The organism is Vibrio sp. 1978, assembly GCF_033344345.1.
In genome coordinates this window covers 1-879 of record NZ_JAWPOP010000245.1, presented here as the reverse complement: position 1 = coordinate 879, position 879 = coordinate 1, and the positions used below count along the sequence as shown (strand labels likewise).

Annotated in this window: 1 pseudogene; it reads left to right on the top strand. The window is 41.6% G+C overall.

Features of this window, described 5'->3' with window-relative positions:
- Positions 1 to 193: 193 nt before the first annotated feature.
- Positions 194 to 879: pseudogene (locus R8N49_RS25825) on the top strand (methyl-accepting chemotaxis protein); the annotation flags it as partial.

Here is an 879-nt window from a genome sequence, read left to right as displayed (position 1 = left end):
AAGCGAAGAAAAACGTTGAAAGTGCTTGAATGACAGGGCGTTACATTTATTTTGCATAAGATAGTGAGAAATACCTCTAGTTTTGTTCGTTCAGGTCGATATAGGTTCCATGCTGTGTATGTCACAGAGATATGCACCTGATAGCCACTATCTAGGATGCCAATAACAAGTGATTCTTTTAAAAGGTCCGAATATGTTGAAACTTCATTCTCTGAGTATCAAACAAAAGGTTGTACTTGGTATTACTTTTGCTGTTCTTGCATCAACCATTATCGTTGGTGTGATGGCTCAACGCCATGCGAGAGACGTGTTAAGTCACCGCCTGATTGATATTGAGTTGCCAGCCATGCTGCAACAAATTAATACTGAAATTGACCGCGAAGTTGTGCAAATGCAGCAAGCGGCGAAGCAACTAGCAACAAACGAATTTGTTGTCGAAGCGCTAAAAAATACTGATCACCCACAGTTTTCTGAAACGCAGCTTGTTCAGCAGCTAAACAACATCAAATCTCAGTATGGATTGAATGACGCATCGGTCGCAAACCGTAAAACGGCGTACTACTGGAACCAAAATGGTTTCTTGCGTCAGCTAAACCATTCGCAAGACGCGTGGTTCTTTGGTTTCACCTCTTCGGGTCGCGAAACATCAGTGAGTGTTTTCCAAGAAGCTAATGGTGAAGTGAAAATGTTCACTAACTACCAAGACTTAAACGGTATCTCGATGTCAGGTCTATCTAAGTCGATGGATGACATGGTGTCACTTCTAAACAGCTTCCAAATTGAGGACACAGGTTACGTGTTCTTAACGAATGAAAAAGGTGACATTCAAATTCATCGTCAACAAGGCAAAAACAAAACGTCGATTGCGCAGCTTTTTGG